Raw genomic sequence first — 15,946 nt, 5'->3', positions numbered from 1 at the left:
GAGGCTTGCACCGCACCCAGTAGCCAACTACTTTTGTCCACGATTCGCCACCTCAGCGAATCCGAAGGCCTCGGTTTTCGTCTTTCTACAGAGTGCTTGACCACATCTGCGCACGTGGTGAAACTGGTAGACACGCCATCTTGAGGGGGTGGTGCCTTCGGGTGTGGGAGTTCGAATCTCCCCGCGCGCACTCTAGCAAAAAGTCTGCTTCGGAATCCGAGGCAGGCTTTTTCATGTATAGCTTTCCCTGGCCGCCTAGGCCACCCCGTTGCGCTCAAACGGATTGGCCGGTACAACCAGCAGTACGTTCTCGCGCTCTACTACTACCTGGCCGGCAATAGCGCCCTTCGGCTTGCGAACAAACTTCTTAGGCGTATAGGTAACTGGGCAGAGAGAGTCATTCTTGCGGCGTGAGTACCAGGCCGCCAACTGAGCGGCACGTTCCAGCACCGGCTCTGGTACTGAGTGTCCTGAGCGATGACGAATAACCACGTGCGAGCCCGTTACGTCCTTGGCATGCAGCCAGAGGTCGTCTTTGTGGGCGTAGCGCTGGGTAAGTAGGTCGTTGTTCTGGGCGTTTCTACCCACCAAAATGGTAAAGCCACTATCCTCAAAAACCTTGAATGGTAGTTCCTGGGCTGCTTTGGCAACCGTAGCCGGGTCGAGGCCATGTTGCTTGCGCCATTGCCGCAGGGCCCGCAGGTCGCCGGCCGGGAGGGCTTCTAGCTCCTCTAGCCGCTCCAGGCTCCACAGTGCCTCCGATTCACGACGCTCGGCGCGGGCACTCAGCTCCCGGATTTCGAGCTGTTGGTTTTTAGCCTTACGGTACAGGTTCTGGGCGGTCCGCTGGGGCGTTTCGGCAGGCTTCAGCTTGATGACACGCGGCTGGTTGTCCTGATAGAAGTCCACCACCTCCACCTGCGCGGCCCCGGCCGGAATCTGGCTTAGGTGGGCCATAATCAAATCGGCAGTTTGCCGGTAACCCACGGTGTTTTCTAGAGCGTGCAGGCGCCTCCGGGCGTGTTGGGCGCTGGTAGCGGCTTCATCGGCCCGCTTCTCCAGCGTCTGCCGCAGTTGCCGCAGCTCGGCCTCGTAAGCTCGGCGGTTGAGCAGCAGAGGCACAAAGCGGCGTAAAGCTCCAATGGGGTCGGCGGCTGGCAGAGGTTGCTCCACTTCGCCGACGGGCAGCAAACTCAGGCGGGTGCGCCCATCCAGCAGAGTGATATAGAAAGCCGCCGGTTGTTCGAGCTCCCGTACAACCTCGCGTACCAGCTTCCATTTCGTTTCGATGGGAGCGGGGTCGTAGTCGCGGGTGCGGAGGTACGCCAAGGCTAGGTCGCCGAGGCTGGGGTAGGCTTTGAGCGGGTTTGCGGCCGGAGGAGCCTTTTCAAGAGCATCGGCCGCAACAGGGGTGGGGCGCAGCTCCGCATCGGCGGTATAGCGCTGGTGAAATAACTCTGCCTCTGCTTCAGGTGCCACGCGAAATACTGCATTAGGCTGCGTGCTGTATAGCTTAAACAGCAAGGTGGCGCCATTGGTAAACGTGAGTTGTAGCACCCGGTCGTTGGGCCAAGCCGCCACCTCCATCACTACCTGGCCTAGCAGCTCAGGCAGTAAGTCCACGGAGTTCTGCCGCGCCCGGTGAAACGATTCAGGCAGCGCTAGCATAGGGCCGGCGGCTGCTAACTGCGCCTTTAGCCAGAACTCCTGGATTCCGTTTGTTAGGCCCACCACCAGCTCATCCTTCTCCTGCGAAAAACAGGTAACCACGCTGTAGCCCACGAGTTGCTGGGTAAGAGCGGGTGCTAACTGGCGCAGAAAGTAGTAGTTGGTATGCATGTGCGTGGGTGGACTTGCGGCGCGCATCTTAATCTTAAGGAGAGGCGCCTGAGTAACGGGAAGTTCAGAGTTTAAAAGTAACGAGAAGCCCGTTGTGAGAGTCAGGCCATGCAACCTCTAGGCCACCTCCCGGCTCTGAAATGGAAGAACGCCTAGTGCCTTTCTCATCCACACTGCTCTCTCATCCTCCGTGAAAAAGTATTTACTTCTTGTAGCCACCAGCATGAGCCTGCTGGCCTGCGACAAAAACAGTGGAGACACCAATGTTGTGCCAGCGGCAGTAAGCTCGACATTCGATCAGGAGTTTACCCTTAACTACCGGCAGCAGGCACTGTTGCCCTCGGCCACCCGTCCAGAACTGGTTGTGGAGGCTACGGACCTAACGTATAGCTTCTGCCCCAAGAATGCCAGATGCTTCGTTCCCGACTTTGTGTGGCCTACGCTAACTATAACCGATGCACAGGGGCAAACCCAGCAAGTAAAGCTACCCGTCAACCAAGAGAGAACGTACGCTGCTGACCTGCTAGATAGCACCAGCGTGCGGGCTAATGGCCGGCGCTACGTATTATACTACCTGAACTGGCAGGTGCAACAGGGAAATGACGATCCGCAGAGGAAAGACATTGCCATGCGCTACCGCATCGGCAAAGTCAACTAACAGACGACTTGTAATAGGTTACAGTTTCACCCGCAAACCATCATAGGCCAGTCGGATAAACGCAGGCAGGTCGGCTTCTACCTCGTGGTGGCGGCCCAACTGGTGGCTGATGTGAGTGAGATACGCCCGGCTAGGCGCTAGGTCCTCCAGAATGTCCACTGCTTCCTGCAGAGTAAAGTGCGAGATATGCTTCTCGTGCCGTAGCGCATTGAGCACAATTACTTCCGAGCCCCGCATGCGCTCAAGAGCCTCCGGAGTAAGGTAATTGGCATCCGTAACGTAAGTAAAGTTGCCAACCCGGAAGCCTAGCACCGGCAACTTATAGTGCAATGCCCTAATGGGTTGAAACTCTACGCCCTGCACCCAAAAGCTAGCCGTGTCGCTCAGGATGGGGTGAATTTCTACCTGCGGGATGCCGGGGTATTTATGCTCCGCAAAAATGTAGGAGTACTCGCGCTTTAGCTGCTCAATAACGCGAGGTTCCGCATGAACGGGCATGTCTTGCTGCTGCCGGAAATTATAGGCCCGAATATCATCTAGGCCACCCGTATGATCTTTGTGCTCGTGCGTAAAGACCAGCGCGTCCAGATGGTTGATCTGCTCCCGTAGCGCCTGCTGCCGGAAGTCGGGACCGGAGTCGATAATGATGCTTTTACCCTGTACCTGCAGGTGCACCGACACGCGCAACCGCTTGTCGCGGTAATCCACGGAGCGGCAAACGGCACAGGTACACCCAATTACGGGCACGCCTTGCGACGTGCCCGTACCGAGAAAGGTTATTTCCATGGTTAGAAGTCAGTAGCAAATAGCTACTAGCCAGTCTTAGGTAGTGGTTACCTTCTGGCTATGTTGTACTTAGCCTACGTACTGCTTTACCACGCGCACCAGCGCGTCAAAGTCGAGTGGCTTGGGTAAGTAATCCGTCACGCCAGCCTCCCGGAATTGCTCCATCGAGTAGTTGTTGGCATTGCCAGTGATGGCAATAACAGGAATTTTAGCGATGCGAGGATCCGAGTGCCGACGAATCTCACGGGTGCATTCCATGCCGTCTTTTACGGGGATGTTGATGTCCATCAGAACGCAGTCAATCGGCTGGCTTTCCACCTGCTTCATCACTTCGCCTCCATTTTTAGCCGATACGATACGATATTTCTGAAGCTCGAGAATTTTCTTAGTCAGGTTGAGAATAACGGAGCTATCCTCCGCAATTAGAATGGTTTTAGAATCGGCCATAAGGAATGAGGCGTTGAGGTTTTATGAGTGTAGGACGGGAGCAAAATGAGGGAAGTGTAGCTAGTATACGGAACTAAGGCGCTTGCGTAATAGCAGGGTATACGGCCACGAACTGTGCAAAGTAATACTGCAACTTCCGGAAGTCCTGCTCAGCAGTAGTAAAAACTCCAGTTTTTAAATCGTGTTCCAGCTTTTTAGTGCATTCAGCCATGGTATTTATGCCTAGTGTAAAGCCGGTTCCCTTGAGTTGGTGCAGGTGAGGTAAAATTTGAGCGTACTGGCCTTTCGCCATGAAGGCCGCCGCTTCGCTTAAAAGCTGGCTGGCTTCCTGCTCAAAATCGGCATAGAGCTGGGCCGCAAAATCGCCGCCACCCAGTTGGCGCAGCTGCTCCAACGTATCTGGGTCGATGCTGACCGTAGCGGGTTCGGGGGCCACCGCTGGCGCTTCTTCGGGCTCCAGCGCCTTTAGGGCTTGCTGAGAAGCTGACCACCGCCGCAGCACAGTGTAGAGGTCTTGGCTCTTCACAGGCTTGGGCACGTAGTCGTCCATGCCTTGCTGCACAAAACGCTCAGCATCTTCCTTCATGGAGTATGCCGTCATGGCCACCACCGGTGGGCAAGACTGGCCTAGACGTCGCCGAATTTCTAACATGGCCGTTACACCATCCATCTCGGGCATCTGAATGTCCATGAAGATGAGCTGGTAGCGGTTCCGCGGGTCGGTGGCTTTGCTGATGGCTTCAAACCCATCGTGCGCAACGTCCACGGCGCAGCCTAGCTTATCCAGTAAGCGGGAAGCTACTTGCTGATTGATGGGGTTGTCGTCGACGAGCAGAACTTGGGGAGTGGTATCGAAGCGCACGATTTCCTGGGCCCGCTCACGGGCCGTCACGCGCTCCTGCACAATCTCATCCTCGTTGCGAGCAACTAGGCAGCGAATAGTAAACCAGAACGTTGAGCCTTCGCCCACGTTGGAGGTAACCCCAATCTCACCACCCAGCAACTCCGCCAACTGCTTGCTGATAGCTAGGCCTAGGCCAGTGCCCCCAAATGCTTTGGTGGGGGTAGTATCGAGCTGAGTGAAGTTAGTGAACAGCAACTTCTCGTTTTCTTCGGAGATGCCAATGCCAGAGTCGGCCACGTCGAAGCGTAGTGTGTGCTCGTCGCCCTCGCTTTCCACTGATGAAACCTGAATGCTCACGCTGCCCTGCGCCGTAAACTTGATAGCGTTGGAGGTCAGGTTACTTAGAATTTGCAGCAGGCGCGTTTCGTCGGTAATAATGAAGCGCGGGGTTTTGGGCGCAACCCGGTAGGTGAAATGCAGCAGTTTCTGGTTGGCCCGATTGGCAAACAGTGAGTGAATTTTGTCGAGCGTGTAGTGCAAATCAATACCCGACTCGCTGAGCTGAAGCTTACCCGCCTGAATCTTGGAGAGGTCCAGGATATCATTCAGAATAGCCAGCAGCGCATCCGACGACTTCCGGAGCGTGTCAACGTACTCTTCTTGCTCCTCTGATGCTACCGTCTGGTGCAGCAGGTCAATCATCCCGATGATACCATTCATGGGAGTGCGCAGCTCGTGGCTCATGTTGGCCAAGAATTGCGTTTTAGCGTGCAAGGCTGCTTCGGCTTCATCCTTGGCTGCGCGCAGGTCGTCCTGCATCTTTTTCAGCTCCGTGATGTCGCGGCCAATGCCCTCAGTACCCTCGGAGCCGCCCAGTACTTTGCGGGCATTTACTAGTACGCTCACCGCATGGCCATCTTTATGGCGCATGGTCACCTCGAAGTTGCGGGCCGCGCCCGTGTCACGCACGCTGGCCAGCAGCGCTTCCCGCTCACTGGGGTAGAGGTAATAATTGGCAATGGGCGTGCCGGTTACTTCCTCAGGGCTATAGCCCAGCATGTCGAGCACGGATGGGCTAACCAGGGTCAGGGTACCCTTGTCATCGGTGCGATAATACACGTCCTGGAACGACTCAAAGATGGCGCGGAACTTCTCTTCCTGCGCTGCCAGCTCCAACTGCGAGCGTTTCTGATCCGTAATGTCGTGGGCAATAGCCGAAATTTCCTCGAAGGAGCCGTCGTCGAGGTAGATGGGGTTGAGATAGATCTCGCGCCAGCTGTCGATACCCTTGGTGTCGCGGAGGCGCACCTCGAAGCGCTGCGGGTGCCCCTGGAAAGCCCGGCGATAGTTCTCCATGAAGGTGTCGCGAGCGTCTTCCTCCATCAGGGCCAGGTCGGCCTGCCAGAGGTTAACGTTGAGGGCTGGGTACACGCCATTGCGCCGCAGGAAGTAGGCGGCGTAATTGCGATTGAAAGAACTTAAGCGCGAATGCGTATCCACGGACCACATCAGGTGGGAACCGCTTTCGAAGATGGCGTTCAGGCGGGCGTTCTGCTTCTGAATCTGAACCTCGTTGCGCTTGCGCTCAATGGCCAGAGCCACTTGGTTGGAAATGAAGTGCAGAATCTCAATATCGGCAGCGGCATAGGCATCGGCCTTCTGATAGTCCTGCACCGCAATAACTCCAATGATCCGCTCCCCAATGCTCAGGGGCGAGCACAGCATTACTTCCGGCATCAGCCCGTAGGCCGTAATAGTACCGTTGCCGATTAGCTCCTCCAACTCCTGCTTGAGCAGGAACTGGGGTCGTCCGGTCCGGATAATGTACTCCGACACACCCGACGAGAACGGCCGAGCCATCACGTTCTGCTCGCCTTGCGCGTTCTGATCAACGTAATAGGCAAACTGCAGTTGGGTGCGGGCCTCGTCGCAGAGGGCGATATAGAAGTTGTTGGTCTCAATGATCTTGCTAAGCTCCCGGTGAATGGCACCATAGAGGGAGTGCAGATCCTTAGAGCTAATAGCCAGGTTAGCAATGCTATAGTACACCTTCTGCAGGCGCTCGGCCTTGATGCGGTCGGTGATATCGTGCAGAATGGCGCGGGTGCTGACGGGCTCGTCATCCTGCCAGGAGCAGCTGATGGAGCCAATCAGGTGCACAGGCTTCCCGGTTTTGGTCAAGAACACGGTTTCCAGCTTGTTCACCTTCTCGCCCTTATACAGGTTGCGCAGCTGGTACAGCAGCTTGGCCTTGTAGTAGGGGTGCACCACATCGGAGAGAGTCAGGTTTGGCAGGTCCTCATCCTCATAGCCCAACTTTTCCTTCCAGGCCTTGTTCACGAACAGGAACCGGTTGTCGATGCTCAAATTCTGAATCAAATCGTGAGCATTGTCTAGGAAGTCCTGTAGGCGCGTGCGGTTATCTGTGAGGGCCCGCGCCGTGACGTGGCGGTCCGTCAGGTCGCGGCCCACCACGTACACGCCGGTGATGTGGCCAGTGGTGTTGCGAGTGAACTCGGCGTGCCAGTACAGCAGGCGGCGCTGCCCGGTTTTGGTCACCAGCAGCCGCTCATAGAAGCTCTGCAGCGTAGCCTCCTTAACGGTGGTAAGGTACGCTTGGCGGCGGGCTTCAGCTTCTTCCGGAGGCGAGAAAATAGCATGATAGCTGTGGCCAATTATTTCATCGCGCCGGTAGCCGGTGAAGTCAAGGAAGAAATCGTTGGCATCTTGGATATCGCCATTGCGGTCAAGCTGAACGTAGCTGAGGTTAGTGCGCGAAAGCAAATCGCGCAGCTGCTCCTGGCTGCGCTTGCTTACTAGTTGCTGGGTGCTATCCTGCTCGTGAGGCTGATTGTGGGTAACGTCGCGGAGGGTGAGTTGCACGCGGGCGCCGAAGGGCGTTTCCACGCGGTGCAGGGTAAGCCAGCCCGTCAGCCGGACCCGATCAGCCCGCTGCCCTTGCCAAGTTCGGGAGTAAGAAGTACCAGTGCGGGCTGTATCCAGCACCGCTTCGCGGAGCTGGGGCTCAGAGGTCCACTGCTCCACTGTCTTATCGAGAGAAGGCAAGGCAAAAGCCATCAAGCCCGAGGCCAGCAGCATCTCGCGCGAGATACCGAGCAGAGTGAGTGCGGTTTGATTACAATCTATTAAAGCACCGTGATCATCATAGAGCAGCAGCGCGTCGTAGGCCTGGTCAAATAACGAGCGTAGCAAATCGGTGGAGGTAGGAGCAGTAGGCCTGGCCGGCATAGGTGTAGAAGACGAGGAAAGTCGAGGAGGCATTACCGGGCAAAGAAGGGCCGGCTATCAGTCTCCATACGGGACGACGAGGCCGGCACACTAGGTTTTACTCCCTAAATTTGACGAAAATATCCCAAAGTACGCGTGTCGGCTCCCGGCAGCCATCCTAAATGCCTCCCCGTCTCATCTTCACCGTCACTACCGACCTCAATTATGATCAGCGGATGCAGCGCATTTGCGGGTCGTTGGCGCGGGCAGGGTATGAGGTGCTGCTGGTAGGGCGGGAGTGGCCTAGATCGGCGCCACTAACAGCTCAGCCGTACCAGCAGCACCGGCTGCGGTGCTGGCTACAGCGGGGCAAGCTGTTTTACCTGGAGTTTAACCTACGGCTACTGGCCTACCTGCTAACCCAGCGGGCGGCGGCGTGGTGCGCTATTGACTTGGATACTGCCTTGCCAGTGTGGGCGCGGGCCCGCCTCAGCAATAGCCCTTTTGTGTACGACGCACACGAGCTGTTTACGGAAGTACCCGAAGTAGTGAGCCGCCCGACGGTGCAAAAATTGTGGCGGCAGGTAGAGCGCTTTATTGTTCCGCGGGCGCACCTGGCCTACACCGTTGGCCCAGCCCTCGCGCGGCTGTTCGAGCAGCGTTACGGCCGACCATTCGCGGTTATCCGAAATATCAGCCGGTTGCAGAAACCAGATGCTAGAGTAGAGGCAGAGGGCTACATCCTATACCAGGGGGCGCTGAATGCCGGCCGGGGACTCGAAACGTTGCTGGCGGCCATGCCGCTTGTGCAGGGGCGGCTGGTTATTTGCGGGGAGGGCGACTTATCAGAAGCCCTGCGTGCTCAAGCGGCTGCGCTAGGCCTGTTGGCTAGCGGGCAGGTAGAGTTCCGAGGGTATGTGCTGCCTGAGGCCCTACGTGAGGTTACCCGCCGCGCTGCAGTAGGCGTGCTATTACTGGAAAATCAGGGGTTGAGCTATTACTACTCCCTTGCCAATAAATTTTTTGACTACCTGCACGCCTGTGTGCCTCAAGTGGTAGTAGATTTTCCGGAATACCGGGCCCTTAATGAGGGCTACGATGTAGCTCAGCTAGTGCCCGCTCCACTAACAACCGCTGCCGTGGCCGCGGCTCTCAACCGCCTGCTGCCGGGCGGCGATGAAGCCCGAGTGCGGCAGCTAGTTGTAAACTGCGCCCGCGCCCGGCAGGAGCTGAGCTGGCAGCACGAAGAAACCCGCCTGGTAGCCCTGTATGCGGCTTTGCCCGGCTGCACTATTTCTCCAACTTCATGAACCTAATAAAGGACCTTTTTACGGCGCAAGAGCCCACGCTACTTGTGGTTTCCGGCCCAACGGCAGTCGGCAAAACCGACCTATGCGTGCGCCTGGCCCAAGCGCTGGGCACCGAAATAGTGTCGGCCGACTCCCGGCAGTTTTTCCAGGAACTCACCATTGGTACGGCCAAGCCTAGCCCGGAGGAAATGCAGGGGATACCGCATCACTTCATCAACTCGCACAGCATTCAGGAGGAGTACAATGCGGGCCGCTACGAGCAGGACGCGCTGGCCCTGCTGCAAAAACTGTTTCAGAAGTTCCCAGTGGTGATTCTAACAGGTGGCTCGGGGCTTTACTTGCAAGCCGTTACGGAAGGCTTCGACGAAATGCCTAAAGCGCTGCCGCAAGTGCGTGAGCAGTTACACCAGGAGTTAGCCGAAGGTGGCCTAGCGCCTTTGGTGGCGGAGCTGCAGCGCCTCGACCCCGTGACGTACGAGCGCATTGACCGGCAGAACCACCAGCGCGTATTGCGAGCCTTGGAAATCACGCGCGCCACGGGCCAGCCCTTCAGCAGCTTTCACGGAGTCAAGAAGGCCGCGGAACGACCCTTCAAGAGCGTAAAAATTGCTCTCAACCGGGAGCGGGAAGAGCTTTACCAACGCATTGATCTGCGCATGGAGCACATGTTGGCTGCTGGCTTAGAGGCAGAAGCCCGAGCCATGTATCCTTATCGCCACCACAACGCTCTGCAAACTGTGGGATACAAGGAGCTATTCGATTATTTCGAGGGCCAGTACGATTACGAGGAAGCCGTGCGCCTGCTCAAGCGTAATTCTCGTCACTATGCTAAGCGCCAGCTTACCTGGCTCCGCCGCGACCCTGAGTACCAGTGGATGCACCCGGAGGAGGTGAGGTGGTAAGGCTCGATGCGGCAACGCACGCTTTCCTGCGCCTTCTCTCAGCTCTTACCCAAGCAAAAGCCCTTACTTCCGCTTGGGAGGTAAGGGCTTTCGTTTCAAGGCTAGTTCTTAAAAAAGATCAACTATGAACCGCTTTATACGCTCAAAATTTCAACCATGCGCATGAAGCTCTGGTTGATCATTTTCTTTTTATTGATGGTGTCGGTGAAGGGGGTATATACCAGCTTGCGGTCGACGATGCCGGCCATCACGTTGCGCATGCCGTTCATGAGGCCTTCCACGCAGGCAATACCGATCTGGGAGGCCAGCATGCGGTCGGCGGCGGAGGGAGAGCCGCCCCGTTGGATGTGGCCGATGATGGTTACGCGGGTGTCGAGCTGAGGGATGGCGGCTTTCACCTGCTGGGCTACGGCGTGGGCGTTGCCTTCCTCGTCACCTTCAGCAACTACCACCAGGAACGAGGTCTTGGAGCGCTTCCAGCTGCTCTGCAACGTTTCAATTACGGCTTCCGTCGACATCTGCGTTTCGGGAATCATCACGATTTCAGCCCCGCCGCCAATGGCGCACGGAATAGCAATGTAGCCGGAGTCGCGGCCCATTACCTCCACAAAGAAGCAGCGGTCGTGCGAGTCAGCCGTATCCCGGATTTTATCAATGGCTTCCAGAGCGGTGTTTACCGCTGTGTCGTAGCCAATGGTATAGTCGGTGCCGTAAAGGTCGTTATCAATCGTGCCGGGCGCCCCAACGGTGGGAATGCCAAACTCCTGCTCGAAAATAGTAGCACCCGTGAAGGTGCCGTTACCCCCAATGGCTACTAGGCCATCAATGCCGTGGTTCACGAGCTGATCGAACGCCTCCTGACGGCCTTCCTTGGTGAGGAATTTCTGGCTGCGTGCCGATTTTAGGATGGTGCCACCCTTCTGAATGGTATTAGCTACGGAGGCCGAATCCAGCTTAACAAACTCGCCTTTAATCATGCCGCTGTAGCCGCGCATGATGCCATATACCTCAATGCCGTGGTAGACCGCGGTACGCACAACGGCCCGGATGCAGGCGTTCATACCCGGCGAGTCGCCGCCGCTGGTGAAAACTGCAATACGTTTCATAGTATCTCTGAGTACTCTCTTCAAATCAAGTTGCCCGCAGTGGGCGGGCGCAAAGGTGGCAAATCCGCAGGGAAAGTAAAGCCTTTGCTTTAGGGAAACCCGAAAGAGCCTGACAAATCGGCTGTTTTTTTTCAATCTGCGTAAACGCAGCTATTGCACTTACGTGCAACAGCCGGTATATTAACAGCCCCCACCGCTGTTTTACCATCGGTATCTGCACTTACTGCCCCTAACGCAACCGTCTACTTTAAATCCCCACCTGTATGTTTGGTTTTTTTGAAAGCGAGCAAACCAAAAAGGTCAAGAGCCACCTCATGAACTTGGTAGCCCTGGCCAAGGCCGATGGGCACATTGACGAGCGGGAGATGAACTTTATAGTGGCGGTGGGAAAAAAGAACGGCATGCGAGCCGATGACGTGCGAACCATTGTGGGCAATGCCAGTGCGGGCACGCTAGTGCTGCCGGACAACGACTCAGAACGGTTCGACCAGATCTTTGACCTCGTGGACATGATGCTGGCCGATGGCGTGGTAGACGATAATGAAATGGATTTCTGCATTGATATGGCCGAGAAGCTGGGCTTCCGAAAAGCCATTGTGGGCGTTTTAGTGCGCAAGATTTCCATGGGTGTGAAAGACTGCCTACCCCGCGAACAAATCAAGGAAGAAACGCAGAGCTTCTTAAATTACAATCAGTTACAAAACGGAGAATAACCCTCCCTACAACTAACATAATAACGCCCGGCATCCATACAGTGAAAGCCGGGCATTTTACTGTTGTTATACAGACGGCTACTGGCCTACCACGGCATCAATAGCCCGAAGTAAGGCGGCGCAGGCCTCGTCAATCTGGGCATCAGTTATGGTGAGCGGTGGCGCAATGCGCAAGGAGTTGTCGCAGAACAGGAACCAGTCAGTGAGGATGTGCTCATGCCAGAGGGCGTAGTCGATGATGGGCTTGAGCACATCGAAGGAAGCAAACTCCACGGCCATTAGTAGGCCACAGCCCCGCACCTCCCGAATAGCCGGATGCACGAGCTGCTGCCGGAATCGGGCGGCTTTCTCCGCTACGCCCGCCAGCAGGTTCTCTTCCTGAATCACGCGCAACGTAGCCAAGGAGGCCGCGCAAGACACCGGATGCCCGCCGAACGTGGTGCAGTGGCCTAGGATGGGGTTGGTCTTGAAGCCTGCCATAATTTCCTGGGAGGAAATGAAAGCTCCAATAGGCATGCCGCCGCCCATGCCTTTAGCAGTCAGCAGAATATCGGGCTCGATGCCGAACTGCTCAAAGGCCCAGAAGGTGCCGGTGCGTCCAAAGCCGCACTGAATCTCATCCAAGATGAGCAAAGCGCCCATGTTGGTGCAGCGCTGACGCAGGGCTGGGAGGTAACCGGGGGCGGGAACCCGCACGCCAGCCTCGCCTTGCACGGTTTCAATTACCACAGCCGCGGTGTGCTCGGTAATGAGGGCAAGGTCGTCGAAGTTGTTGTGGCGGAAGTGCTGCACGTCGGGCAGGAGCGGGCGAAAGCTGTTCTTGAACCCCTCAGAGCCCGTAATACTGAGGGCGCCGTGCGTAGAGCCATGGTAGGCGTTGTAGCTGGAGAGCAACCCCGTGCGGCCCGTGTGGCGCTTGGCCAGCTTTAGAGCGCCTTCTACCGCCTCGGTGCCGGAGTTGGTGAAGTATACATTGTCGAGGTGGGCCGGCAGGGTGCGGTGCAGCGCCTCGGCCAGCACGGCTGGGGGCGCCTGCACCAGCTCGCCGTACACCATCAGGTGCAGGTATTTATCTAGCTGATCCTGAATGGCCTGCAGCACCCGCGGGTGACGGTGGCCTACGTTGCTGACGCCAATGCCCGAAATCAAATCGAGGTAGCGCTGGCCCTCCGCATTAAACATATACACTCCTTCGGCCCGTTCAATCTCAAGCAGTAGCGGGAAATCGGAGGTTTGGGCCTGATGACGCAGGAAAAGCTGGCGGGGGGTAAGCATAGACTACAAAAGCAAATGGGGCCGCAAAGGTACGCCGGAAGCGGTGGGTGGCCTAGCAACCTGCTACAAGCACGCTAGGCCAGTTGGTTCAGCCAGACAACAAAAAAGCAGCTGCCTCGGCAGCTGCTTTTAACATCTAAAGCAGAAAAACTCTGAAACTAGTTCTCCTGCGGGCCATCGGGGCGGCCGCGGCCAGGACCTCCGCGGCGGTCGGCCACGCGCTTAATGACTTCCCGGGTGAAGTCGCGCTCGGCGCTGTAGAGCTTGCCTACTTGCCGGATACTAAGGATTTTCTGGAACTTGTTGAAGTAGTCACGCTCCAGCTTCACCTCTTGCTCGCGCATGGCCATTGCCTGATCGAGGTTGGTCTTGATCTGCTGGTCAGTGAGGCCGTCGGGGCTGGTGGTGCGCAGTTGGCGCATCTGGCGGTTGAGTTCTCGCCGCTTGGTAGTGAAATCGTTGTAGACGGGCCAAAACTTCTGGGCTTGGTCCTGAGTCAACGAAATCTTGTCGGTGAGATAAGCAATTTTGGCGTTTTCGAGTTGGTTCAGGCGGTCTTGATGACTAGCGGGAGCCTGGGCAGTAGCCGTCAGCGAAATCGTGGCTAGCAGCACTACCAAGAAGCTACGGAGGAGATAGTTCATGTGCGGTTGCAGGGAAAACAACAGTGAGTTAATAATACGGGTCCTCGCTGGGCTGGCTATCCAAAGCATCCTGTACCTCTGCCGCTGAGGCCTGCAGATACGCGTCGGATAAATCAGGCGGAGTGTTGGAGAACTCGGCCAAGTCAGAGAGGGTCACGCGTTGGTCGCTGGCTAACAGATATTGTACCATCTCGGCCTGCGGCACGGCCGCCAGCGCCGTAGCGGAGCTAGCAACTGGCGCGGCTGGTTGCGTCAGCCAGAAGGAGGTAGCAAACCCGCCCAGTACCACCGCCGAGGCCAGGGCCGTTCGTACGGGTGCCGACAGGTGCCGGAGCCAACCCCAAGTGCCGGCTAGGCCAGTATCTGGGGTGGTTTGCACACGCGCCATTACGCGGCTCGGGAGCTGATCGAAGTACCGGTCTGGTGGCGAAGCCAGCGGCTGCGACCGGCGCTTATGGTCATCCAGACGAAAAGGAGTATTCATGGTTCTTAGAGGCGACGGAGGCCGCGAAGTTTAATCACGCGTGGATTCTTCCATCACGTATTGTTCAATTTTTTTCACGGCATGATGATATGATGCCTTTAGGGCTCCCACAGAGGTACCCGTGATTTCAGCCATCTGCTCGTAAGTGATTTCGTCGTAGTATTTCATATTAAACACCAGCCGCTGCTTATCAGGCAGGCGCAGAATGGCCTTCTGGAGGCGGCGCTCAATATCATCGCCAGCTAGGCCAGGGTCAGCTTCTAGTTTAGCCGCCAGCTCAGCGCCTACATCATTGATGGGCAGGAAAAAACGCCGGCGCTTCGACGACAGGAAGCTCAAGCACTCATTGGTGGCAATGCGGTAAATCCAGGTGTACAGAGAAGCATCCCGCCGAAAATTCGCCAGGTTGTTCCAAACTTTCATAAAGACGTCCTGAGTCAGGTCGTCGGCATCGTCGTGGTCGATGACCATCTTGCGCACGTGCCAGTACACCTTCTGCTGGTACTTGCGCACTAGCTGGTTGAAGGCCACATTGCGCGAGGCAGGGTCGTCGAACTTGGCGAGTATCTCCTGATCTTCCAAGCAGGGGAGCGGGTTAGGGGCGGTTTATACTAGGTTAGAGGGAGTTGGCGGCCGTTGGTTTAATACTACTTGAACTGTTACCTTAGGCGAGAAGCGGAGGAAGAGAGTACTAGTTAGTAGCCAACTATATACGCGTGTAGCATGAAGAAATATTTGTTCGCTCTTTTGATGGGGGTATGCAGCCAGGTAACACCCTCGGTGGCCCAAATTAAGGCTAGCCAAGTAGAAGTGTGGGGGTTACCGAGTGGACAAACGCGGGAAAACTTCGTGGCGGCTCTCAACCATAAAAAAGCAACGGTGTGCATGGCGGCTATTCGGCCGATGGGCTATAAGGATGCGCAAGTAATCTGGCTAGATGATGACCAGTACCTCGTGACGCTGCGCTCCGATACTGGCACGCCTTACCGCACGGCCGCCGCTCCCGACCCCCGCGTGGCTGCTCAGCTCAACGCTGCTATGCACCTTAAGCAACTACAAAGCCTGGAATTTCAGATGGCCCGTAAGAGTCTGTTTGCCGCCCTAGCTCAGGATACGGCGGCGGTTACAGCCATCCGCCGGAAATACCCGCGCTACCAGGCCGCCCGTTATGCCGAGGCCCTGCGGTTGCTACAAACTTCTAGGCCACTCACGGTGGCGCAGTGCGTAGCAGTATTGCATAGTGCCGCCCCCGACTCAGTTCGTGAAAAGGCTCTGGTACAGGCCGGCTCCCAGGTGCACACAGCCGCCGAAGTGTACCAACTGCTGCCCTTCCTGCGCGACCCTAACCTTGGGGTTGCCACCTTGCAGCTCGTACAAACGTTCTTCAACTACCACGCAGTTGGGCCAACCGATTGGCCCCAGGTGGTGCCCGAGTACATACAAGCTCTCAATGCCCCCGACCCCATTGTGGTAGCTGGGCTGGCTACTTTCCTGTATGAGCAGAAAGTACCACGCCACTACGCTCCGCAGCTTATGGGCCAGGGCTCCACCACTATCCGGGAAATTCTGCTGGGCCAGCACGCCACCCTCAGTGTGTTCAAGCAGCCCATATATCCCTTGTTAAGCTACCTATCGGGCTCTGCAATTGCCAATGACCCAGCTGGGTTGGCCTACGTAGCCACCTTTATTAAGCGCTAACCCTAGGTCGAG

The 15,946-nt window shown here is 56.7% G+C and carries 14 protein-coding genes and 1 tRNA gene; 6 read left to right on the top strand and 9 right to left on the bottom strand.

Features of this window, described 5'->3' with window-relative positions:
* Positions 1-108: 108 nt before the first annotated feature.
* Positions 109-190: transfer RNA gene (locus EU557_RS15295), tRNA-Leu, on the top strand.
* Between the two features lie 65 nt (positions 191-255).
* Here EU557_RS15295 and EU557_RS15290 read toward each other — a convergent pair.
* Positions 256-1,839, bottom strand: a complete 1,584-nt coding sequence (locus tag EU557_RS15290; RefSeq protein ID WP_210116063.1) for an NFACT RNA binding domain-containing protein — start codon at positions 1,837-1,839, stop codon at positions 256-258.
* Between the two features lie 190 nt (positions 1,840-2,029).
* Between EU557_RS15290 and EU557_RS15285 the strand changes: the two genes are divergently transcribed.
* On the top strand, positions 2,030-2,497 hold the full coding sequence (locus EU557_RS15285) for a hypothetical protein (protein WP_135531330.1): 468 nt from the start codon (positions 2,030-2,032) through the stop codon (positions 2,495-2,497).
* Positions 2,498-2,515: 18 nt separating this feature from the next.
* Here the strand turns inward: EU557_RS15285 and EU557_RS15280 are convergent, their stop codons facing one another.
* The 3 genes from EU557_RS15280 to EU557_RS15270 form a co-directional block, all read right to left on the bottom strand.
* A complete protein-coding gene (locus tag EU557_RS15280) occupies positions 2,516-3,283 on the bottom strand; it encodes an MBL fold metallo-hydrolase (RefSeq protein WP_135531329.1) in 768 nt (255 codons plus the stop codon).
* Positions 3,284-3,352: 69 nt separating this feature from the next.
* On the bottom strand, positions 3,353-3,730 hold the full coding sequence (locus EU557_RS15275) for a response regulator (protein WP_135531328.1): 378 nt from the start codon (positions 3,728-3,730) through the stop codon (positions 3,353-3,355).
* A 73-nt stretch (positions 3,731-3,803) separates the two neighbouring features.
* Positions 3,804-7,823 (bottom strand): PAS domain S-box protein, encoded by a 4,020-nt coding sequence (locus tag EU557_RS15270; RefSeq protein ID WP_245326288.1) that lies wholly within the window; start codon positions 7,821-7,823, stop codon positions 3,804-3,806.
* 161 nt (positions 7,824-7,984) lie between these two features.
* On the opposite strand from EU557_RS15270, the gene EU557_RS15265 reads away from it, so the two are divergent.
* Both EU557_RS15265 and miaA read left to right on the top strand, forming a co-directional pair.
* A complete protein-coding gene (locus EU557_RS15265; RefSeq protein ID WP_135531326.1) occupies positions 7,985-9,112 on the top strand; it encodes a glycosyltransferase in 1,128 nt (375 codons plus the stop codon).
* A complete protein-coding gene (gene miaA, locus EU557_RS15260; protein ID WP_135531325.1) occupies positions 9,109-10,014 on the top strand; it encodes a tRNA (adenosine(37)-N6)-dimethylallyltransferase MiaA in 906 nt (301 codons plus the stop codon). The genes EU557_RS15265 and miaA overlap by 4 nt, the downstream gene beginning before the upstream one ends.
* Before the next feature lie 134 nt (positions 10,015-10,148).
* On the opposite strand, the gene pfkA is transcribed toward miaA, so the two are convergent.
* Positions 10,149-11,120 carry a 6-phosphofructokinase gene (pfkA, locus tag EU557_RS15255; RefSeq protein ID WP_135531324.1) on the bottom strand — a complete coding sequence of 324 codons (972 nt, stop codon included), beginning with the start codon at positions 11,118-11,120 and terminating at the stop codon, positions 10,149-10,151.
* A 263-nt stretch (positions 11,121-11,383) separates the two neighbouring features.
* On the opposite strand from pfkA, the gene EU557_RS15250 reads away from it, so the two are divergent.
* Complete coding sequence (locus EU557_RS15250; RefSeq protein ID WP_135531323.1) at positions 11,384-11,833, top strand: tellurite resistance TerB family protein; 450 nt, start codon at positions 11,384-11,386, stop codon at positions 11,831-11,833.
* Positions 11,834-11,911: 78 nt separating this feature from the next.
* Here the strand turns inward: EU557_RS15250 and EU557_RS15245 are convergent, their stop codons facing one another.
* The 4 genes from EU557_RS15245 to EU557_RS15230 form a co-directional block, all read right to left on the bottom strand.
* Positions 11,912-13,108 carry an aspartate aminotransferase family protein gene (locus EU557_RS15245; RefSeq protein ID WP_135531322.1) on the bottom strand — a complete coding sequence of 399 codons (1,197 nt, stop codon included), beginning with the start codon at positions 13,106-13,108 and terminating at the stop codon, positions 11,912-11,914.
* Between the two features lie 158 nt (positions 13,109-13,266).
* The gene (locus EU557_RS15240; protein WP_135531321.1) at positions 13,267-13,752 is read right to left on the bottom strand and encodes a hypothetical protein; all 486 of its coding nucleotides are present in this window, start codon (positions 13,750-13,752) and stop codon (positions 13,267-13,269) included.
* Between the two features lie 28 nt (positions 13,753-13,780).
* Complete coding sequence (locus EU557_RS15235) at positions 13,781-14,236, bottom strand: hypothetical protein (protein WP_135531320.1); 456 nt, start codon at positions 14,234-14,236, stop codon at positions 13,781-13,783.
* A gap of 30 nt (positions 14,237-14,266) precedes the next feature.
* Complete coding sequence (locus EU557_RS15230; RefSeq protein WP_135531319.1) at positions 14,267-14,818, bottom strand: RNA polymerase sigma factor; 552 nt, start codon at positions 14,816-14,818, stop codon at positions 14,267-14,269.
* A 141-nt stretch (positions 14,819-14,959) separates the two neighbouring features.
* Here EU557_RS15230 and EU557_RS15225 point away from each other — a divergent pair, with 141 nt between their 5' ends.
* Positions 14,960-15,934, top strand: coding sequence for a hypothetical protein (locus EU557_RS15225; protein WP_135531318.1), 975 nt, complete (start codon positions 14,960-14,962; stop codon positions 15,932-15,934).
* Positions 15,935-15,946: the final 12 nt, after the last annotated feature.

Source organism: Hymenobacter wooponensis (assembly GCF_004745865.1).
GTDB classification, from domain to species: domain Bacteria; phylum Bacteroidota; class Bacteroidia; order Cytophagales; family Hymenobacteraceae; genus Hymenobacter; species Hymenobacter wooponensis.
The sequence above is the reverse complement of the archived record's forward strand: the minus strand, read 5'-3'. Positions and strand labels throughout refer to the sequence as shown.

Bases quoted from the DNA above. Each gene is read 5' to 3' on its own strand.
- pfkA (WP_135531324.1), bottom strand. From the start codon at position 11,120: ATGAAACGTATTGCAGTTTTCACCAGCGGCGGCGACTCGCCGGGTATG.
- EU557_RS15245 (WP_135531322.1), bottom strand. From the start codon at position 13,108: ATGCTTACCCCCCGCCAGCTTTTCCTGCGTCATCAGGCCCAAACCTCC.
- EU557_RS15290 (WP_210116063.1), bottom strand. From the start codon at position 1,839: ATGCATACCAACTACTACTTTCTGCGCCAGTTAGCACCCGCTCTTACC.
- EU557_RS15225 (WP_135531318.1), top strand. From the start codon at position 14,960: ATGAAGAAATATTTGTTCGCTCTTTTGATGGGGGTATGCAGCCAGGTA.
- EU557_RS15270 (WP_245326288.1), bottom strand. From the start codon at position 7,823: ATGCCGGCCAGGCCTACTGCTCCTACCTCCACCGATTTGCTACGCTCG.
- EU557_RS15240 (WP_135531321.1), bottom strand. From the start codon at position 13,752: ATGAACTATCTCCTCCGTAGCTTCTTGGTAGTGCTGCTAGCCACGATT.
- EU557_RS15265 (WP_135531326.1), top strand. From the start codon at position 7,985: ATGCCTCCCCGTCTCATCTTCACCGTCACTACCGACCTCAATTATGAT.
- miaA (WP_135531325.1), top strand. From the start codon at position 9,109: ATGAACCTAATAAAGGACCTTTTTACGGCGCAAGAGCCCACGCTACTT.
- EU557_RS15275 (WP_135531328.1), bottom strand. From the start codon at position 3,730: ATGGCCGATTCTAAAACCATTCTAATTGCGGAGGATAGCTCCGTTATT.
- EU557_RS15280 (WP_135531329.1), bottom strand. From the start codon at position 3,283: ATGGAAATAACCTTTCTCGGTACGGGCACGTCGCAAGGCGTGCCCGTA.
- EU557_RS15235 (WP_135531320.1), bottom strand. From the start codon at position 14,236: ATGAATACTCCTTTTCGTCTGGATGACCATAAGCGCCGGTCGCAGCCG.
- EU557_RS15250 (WP_135531323.1), top strand. From the start codon at position 11,384: ATGTTTGGTTTTTTTGAAAGCGAGCAAACCAAAAAGGTCAAGAGCCAC.